1 protein-coding gene is annotated in these 783 nt (G+C 66.9%); it reads right to left on the bottom strand.

The features are described from left to right. Positions 1–783: condensation domain-containing protein (locus tag ACT89H_RS29415; protein WP_445111926.1), on the bottom strand; the 783-nt coding region annotated here is incomplete at both ends.

Below are 783 nucleotides of genomic sequence, written 5' to 3'. Positions count from 1 at the left end.
GACTCCGTCCAAGGTCTCGGTCCAATATCGGATCTGCCGGGCGCACAACGATTCCGGATCGTCGGGTGAGCCGAGGGCGGCCTGCTGCCACAGCGCGTAGTCCGCGTACTGGATGGGCAGCGGTGGCCACGAAGGGGCTTCGCCGCGGATCCGCGCGGCGTACGCGGTCGTCACGTCGCGCGCCAGCGGTGACATGGAGAAGCCGTCGGCGGCGATGTGGTGCACCACGACGGCCAGCACGTATTCCGGTTCGGCACCGCCGGTGGCACGGAACAATCGAGCGCGCACCGGCACCTCGGTGCTGACATCGAAGCCTTCGCTGACGAATTCGGTCACCGCGCCGATCAATCGACTCCGCGGAACGAAGACCAAAGCCAGTTCGCGATCGATTCCGTCGACGGGTTCGATCACCTGGATCAGCTTTCCGTCGTGATCCGGGTACCGCGTTCGCAGCGACTCGTGCCTGCCGAGCACATCCACCAGGGCCGATCGCAAAGCGTCCACGTTCAATTCGCCACGCAGCCGAATGACGATCGGCAAGTTGTATGCCCCCGAACCGGTGTCGTACTGGTTGAGGAACCACATCCGTTGCTGGGCCGGCGCCAGGGGCACGAGATCGGGGCGCGGCCGGGCCACCAGCGGTGGGCGTTGCCGCCCCTGACCGATATGCCGCTCGACGCGCGACGCGAGTGCCGCCACCGTGGGCGCCTCGAACAGCAACTGGACCGGGATATCGGTATCCAACGCGGCCCCGAGTCGTGCTGCGATCCGCGTCGCGCCCAA

The organism is Nocardia aegles (genome assembly GCF_052545135.1).
Note: the sequence above shows the minus strand (reverse complement) of the source record. Positions and strands in the feature narration are given on the sequence as shown.